4 protein-coding genes are annotated in these 6055 nt (G+C 71.0%); 3 read left to right on the top strand and 1 reads right to left on the bottom strand.

Annotated features, from left to right (window positions below; all coding sequences use genetic code 11):
- Both V8688_RS30955 and V8688_RS30950 read left to right on the top strand, forming a co-directional pair.
- A partial coding sequence (locus V8688_RS30955) for a beta-ketoacyl synthase N-terminal-like domain-containing protein (RefSeq protein ID WP_342802281.1) occupies positions 1 to 4001 on the top strand: 4001 nt, incomplete at its 5' end.
- 11 nt (positions 4002 to 4012) lie between these two features.
- Positions 4013 to 4441, top strand: a complete 429-nt coding sequence (locus tag V8688_RS30950; protein WP_218720884.1) for a holo-ACP synthase — start codon at positions 4013 to 4015, stop codon at positions 4439 to 4441.
- Positions 4442 to 4552: 111 nt separating this feature from the next.
- Here V8688_RS30950 and V8688_RS30945 read toward each other — a convergent pair whose 3' ends face one another.
- Positions 4553 to 5191, bottom strand: coding sequence for a TetR/AcrR family transcriptional regulator (locus tag V8688_RS30945; protein WP_255588466.1), 639 nt, complete (start codon positions 5189 to 5191; stop codon positions 4553 to 4555).
- 313 nt (positions 5192 to 5504) lie between these two features.
- Between V8688_RS30945 and V8688_RS30940 the strand changes: the two genes are divergently transcribed.
- On the top strand, positions 5505 to 6055 hold a 551-nt coding region (locus V8688_RS30940; protein WP_342802280.1), incomplete at its 3' end, for a hypothetical protein.

Below are 6055 nucleotides of genomic sequence, written 5' to 3'. Positions count from 1 at the left end.
CACCGGTCGCCGCGGCGCCGGTCGCCACCGGTGGCCCGCGTCCCGACGACATCTCCTTCACCGCCGCCGACGCCACCCGCGTGCTCATCGCGCTGTGGACCAAGCTGCGGCTGGACCAGATCGGCCCGGTCGACACCATCGAGGGCCTCTGCGACGGTGTGTCCTCGCGGCGCAACCAGCTGCTGGTCGACCTCGGCTCCGAGCTCTCGCTCGGCGCCATCGACGGCGCGGCCGACGCCGACATGGGCGCCCTGTCCGCCACCGTCGAGCGCCTGGCCCGCACCTACAAGCCGTTCGGCACGGTGCTCACCGACGCCATCGGCGATCACCTGCGCAAGGTCTTCGGCCCCTCCGGCAAGCGGCCCGCCGCCATCGCCGACCGGGTCAAGAAGACCTGGGAGCTCGGCGACGGCTGGGCCAGCCACGTCACCGCCGAGGTCTCCCTCGGCACCCGCGAAGGCGCCAGCGTGCGCGGTGGCGACCTCGGCGGGCTCGTCGGCGGCGCGCTGTCCGATGCCGCCTCGGTCGACGCGGCCATCGACGCCGCCGTGCAGGCGGTGGCGGCGCGACGTGGTGTCGCGGTCTCGCTGCCCTCGGCGGGTGGCGCGGCAGGCGGCACCGTCGACGCGGCGGCACTGGGCGAGTTCACCGAGCAGATCACCGGCCGCGACGGCGTGCTCGCCACCGCGGCCCGGGTGATCCTCGAGCAGCTCGGTCTCAGCGAGCAGGTCAGCGCCCCCGAGGTCACCGAGGACACCCTCGTCGACCTGGTCTCGGCCGAACTCGGCACCGACTGGCCGCGACTGGTGGCCCCGGCGTTCGACGCCCGCAAGGCCGTCCTGATCGACGACCGCTGGGCCACCGCCCGCGAGGACCTCGCGACCATGTGGCTCGGCGACGACGCCGCCACCGCGGAACTGCCGCTCGGCGGCTACGTGGGCGCCGGCGAAGCCGTTGCCGCGCAGGCCAACTGGTGGCGTCAGCGGGCGATGCACGAGGCCCGCTCGGTACTGGCCGGGGTGTACGCGCAGATCGCCGAAGCCGCGCTCGACAGCACCGACCCCGGTCTGTGGTCCGACGACGTCGCCGTGATCACCGGCGCCAGCAAGGGTTCCATCGCGGCCGCGGTCACCGGCAGGCTGCTCTCGGGCGGTGCGACCGTGGTGGTCACCACCTCGCGCCTGGATGACGCGCGGCTGCGGTTCTACCGCGCGCTGTACCGCGACAACGCCCGCCACGGCGCGGCGCTGTGGGTCGTGCCCGCGAACATGGCCTCCTACCAGGACCTCGACGCGCTGATCGACTGGGTCGGCACCGAGCAGGTCGACAACGCGGGTGGCGCCAAGATCAAGGTCAAGGACGCGATGACCCCGACGCTGCTGCTGCCGTTCGCGGCACCGCGCGTCGCCGGTGATCTCGCCGACGCGGGCGCCCGCGCCGAGATGGAGATGCGGGTCCTGCTCTGGTCGGTCGAGCGGCTGATCGGCGGCCTGTCCGCCCTCGGCGCCGACCACGACGTCGACGCGAAACTGCATGTGGTGCTGCCGGGTTCGCCCAACCGTGGCTTGTTCGGCGGCGACGGCGCCTACGGCGAGTCCAAGGCCGCGCTCGACGCGGTGGTCACCCGCTGGCGCGCCGAGAAGTCGTGGTCCGCGCGCGTCACCATGGTGCACGCGCTGATCGGCTGGGTGCGCGGCACCGGGCTGATGGGCCACAACGACCCGATGGTCGAGGCCGTCGAGAAGGCAGGCGTGCACACCTGGTCGACCACCGAGATGGCCGACGAGCTGCTCAAGTGGTGCACCTCGCGGGCACGTCAGGTGACCGAGACCGGCCCGCAGCAGATCGACCTCACCGGTGGTCTGGCGCGCGCCAAGCTCGACCTGCCCGCGCTGGCCAAGCAGGCCCAGGAGGCCGCGGCCGCGAGCGAGGAGGAGGCGAGCACCACCGCCACCATCGCCGCGCTGCCCGCGCCGCCGACCCTGAGTTCGGCACTGCCGGTGCCGGAGTGGGGCCAGGTGACCGCCGACCTGAGCGACATGGTCGTCATCGTCGGCGCGGCCGAGCTCGGCCCGTACGGCTCCTCGCGCACCCGCTTCGAGATGGAGGTCGAGGACAAGCTCTCCGCCGCGGGCGTGCTCGAGCTGGCCTGGACCACCGGTCTGATCCGCTGGGAGAACGACCCGAAGCCGGGCTGGTACGACACCGAATCCGGGGACTTCGTGCCGGAATCGGAGCTGGCCGAGCGCTACCACGACACCGTCGTCGAGCGCTGCGGCGTGCGCCGCTACGAGGACGACGGCGCGATGCTCGACAACGCGGCACCGCTGCTCACCTCGGTCTTCCTCGACCAGGACCTGAGCTTCACCGTCGCCAACGAGGCCGAGGCGCGCGCCTTCCACACCGCCGATCCCGAGCACACGGTGATCAGCCCGGTCGCCGACTCCGGCGACTGGACCGTCACCCGGCAGGCGGGCACCGAGATCCGGGTGCCGCGCAAGGCGAAGCTCTCGCGCGTCGTCGGTGGCCAGATCCCGACCGGCTGGGACCCCACGATCTGGGGCGTCTCCGCCGACATGGCCGCCTCGATCGACCGGGTCGCGCTGTGGAACATCGTCTGCACCGTCGACGCGTTCGTCGGCGCGGGCTTCAGCCCCGACGAACTGATGCGCTGGGTGCACCCGAGCCTGGTGGCCAACACCCAGGGCACCGGCATGGGCGGCATGTCCTCGATGCGCTCGCTCTACGTCGACAACCTGCTCGGCGAGCCGCGCCCGAACGACATCCTGCAGGAGGCGCTGCCCAACGTCGCGCTGGCGCACGTGGTGCAGTCCTATGTGGGTAGCTACGGCGCGATGGTGCATCCGGTCGCGGCGTGCGCCACGGCGGCGGTGTCGGTGGAGGAAGCCGTCGACAAGATCCGGCTCGGCAAGGCCGAGGTCGTGGTCGCCGGTGGTTACGACGATCTCGGTATCGAGGGCATCGTCGGCTTCGGTGACATGTCGGCCACCGCGGACTCGGCGGCCATGCGCGCCAAGGGCATCAGCGACCGGTACTTCTCCCGCGCCAACGACCGCCGTCGCGGCGGGTTCGTGGAATCGCAGGGTGGCGGCACCGTGCTGCTGGCCCGCGGTGACGTGGCCGTGGAGATGGGCCTGCCGGTGCTCGGCGTGCTCGCCTTCGCGCAGTCCTTCGCCGACGGCGTGCACACCTCCATCCCCGCACCGGGTCTCGGCGCGCTGGGTGCCGGTCGTGGCGGCAGCGGCTCGCGACTGGCCGCCGAACTGCGCAAGCTCGGCGTCACCCCGGACGACATCGCGGTGATCTCCAAGCACGACACCTCCACCGCCGCCAACGATCCCAACGAGTCGGAGCTGCACGAGCGGCTCGCCGGCGCGCTGGGTCGCACCGACGGCGCCCCGCTGTTCGTGGTCTCGCAGAAGAGCCTCACCGGCCACGCCAAGGGCGGCGCGGCGGCCTTCCAGCTCATCGGCCTGTGCCAGGTGCTGGAAAACGGTGTGGTGCCGCCGAACCGGAGCCTGGACTGTGTCGACGAGAAGATGGCGGCCTACCCGCACCTGGTGTGGGCGCGCGAGCCGCTGCGCTTCGGCGACAAGTTCGCGCTCAAGGCCGGTCTGGTGACCTCGCTCGGCTTCGGTCACGTGTCGGGTCTGCTCGCGGTGGTTCATCCGCAGGCGTTCCTGTCCGCGATCGAGCCGTCGGCGCGGGCGGACTACCAGGAGCGGGCGCAGGCGCGTCAGCTCGCCGGCCGGCAGCGCTTCGCCGAGGCGATGTGCGGCGGCACCGCGCTGTACGAGAAGCCGGCGGATCGCCGCCTGGGCGCCGACGGCACCCCGGCCAAGCAGATCCGTCAGCTCGAGGCCGACATGCTGCTCTCGCCGGAGGCCAGACTCGACGGCGAGGGTGTGTACCAGGCGAACGGATGGGGTTGCGGCACCGGGCGAATCGGTTCCGCCCCGCAGTCGACCGAAGCGTCGTAGGCTGCCGCTTCGTGACGATTCTCGGAATCGGTTTGGACTTGGTGACCATCTCCGAGTTCGCCGAGCAGCTGCAACGGTCGGGGACGACGATGCTCAGGGAGAGCTTCACCGCTGGTGAACGCCGCTACTGCCAGAGCAAGCAGACCGACCCGGCCCGCAGCTTCGCCGCACGCTGGGCCGCGAAGGAGGCGGTGCTCAAGGCTTGGGCATCGTCTCGCTTCGCGCGCAGCCCGCAGATCGGGGACAACCCGTATCCGCTGATCGAGGTCGTGAACGACGCCTGGGGCAGGCCGAGCATCAAGTTGCACGGCCTGGCCGCGGAGTTCCTGCCGCGCGTCCGTGTGCACCTGTCGCTGACCCACGACGGCGACACGGCGGCGGCCATGGTCGTGCTGGAAGACCCGGGCGAACTCGCCGACCTCATCGAGGGTCGGCACTGACCGCGGGCTCACCGCTACCGCTGATCTCGCACGTACACAGGCAACTCGCCGGGAATCCCAGGACCCGGCGAGTTGCCTCGTCACCGGCCCGGTCGCCGACGCCCGCCGCGATCAGCTCTCGGCCGAATCCTCGGGGCGGCGGTCGTGGCGTGATTCCTTTTCCGCCACAAGCAGGTACGCGACCATCAGGCGCTTGAGTTCGGCGACGGCGTCGGCGTTGGACTGCTCGTCCTGCACGGAGAAGTTCAGCATCGAGTAGACGACGTGCACGAGCACCTCGGCCATCATCGTGCGCCGGGCGCGCGGGGTGCGCGGCGTCAGTGGCCGCAGCATCTGCGAGACCACCTCGGCGAATTCCTTCTCGTGCAGCGCGCCCGTCGCCCGGGTGGACGGGGTCGACTGCATGGCCAGCCACACCTCGCGCCGCGAGGGATCGGTGGTCCACAGACCGGCCAGGTGGTCGACGAACTGATTCATGTGCCGCAGCCAGTCCAGTGACGGCACCTCGCCGTGGAAGTCGGCGAGCTCGCGGGAAACCGCAACCAGGTCTTGGCGATTGAGCTCGCAGACGATCACGTACTTGTTGGCGAAGAACTGGTACAGGGTGCCGATCGGCACCTCGGCGCGCTGCGCGACCTCTTCACAGGTGAACGATTCGAAGCCGACCTCGACGAGCAGCTCGCGCGAGGACTGCAGCAGTGCGTCGAACTTGCGCTTGCTGCGCTCCTGGGTCGGCCGCTTGCGCGGCATGAGCTCTTGCGGGTCGTCCTGCAATTCGAGCGCAGGGTCCGGACGGCTCTGCTTGGACCGGGCCTGCGCGTGTACTTCCACCCATCCAGGCTAGCGGTATACACACATCCCCGACACGCGTCTACCGACAGCGTGTCAACAACTGGGCGAAATTCCTCCCATCCATGCCACAGCTGGTGACGAATCATCAGATGAGCGTGCGTGCATCCGCACGCTTATTCGCGGCGATCTCTCGTCGCAACCGACCTACCGCGAAGTGATGGGCCCCGTGCGGTCCCGTCCCGCATCGTTTCGCACAGGGAAGGCAAGACTTGTGGCTGCAGGATCTGTGATCACCCTCGGCGTCAGCACCGAGCGAGGCGCCGTGCACGCGGTGGCCTTCGCCGAATCGGGCGCGACCCTCACCGACCGGATGCTGCTGCGGCGCACGGTCCGGGCGGGCGGGGACAGCAAGGCCGAGGTCGCCGTCGCGGTGCAGACCGCGCTGGACACGATGGCCGCCGAACTCGACGACGAGTACGAGATCGCCGGAGTGGCAGTGAGTTACCGCGATGCCGTCGAGCGGCGCGCGATCGTCACCCGGCTCGCCTCGACGCCGTGGCGCACGGCCTCGCTGGTCTCGGCCAAGTCGGCGCATCTGTTCGTCGCGGGCGCGATGACCTGGCTCGACGAATTCGACAATCTGCTGGTCTACGAGGCCGTGCCGGGTCACCAGGCGATGACCCTGCTCGATCCGGGCAGGCACCGCGTGCTCGCCGCCTCCGCGCAGACCGGCGCGCCCACGCCCGACGCCCTGCGCGCCGGGGTGACGGCGGCCTGGGATCAGTTCGAGGCGGCCGGGGTGCGGCCGGGCGCGGTGGTGCT

Source organism: Nocardia sp. No.11 (assembly GCF_038752175.1).
Lineage (GTDB): Bacteria > Actinomycetota > Actinomycetes > Mycobacteriales > Mycobacteriaceae > Nocardia > Nocardia canadensis.
Note: the sequence above shows the minus strand (reverse complement) of the source record. Positions and strands in the feature narration are given on the sequence as shown.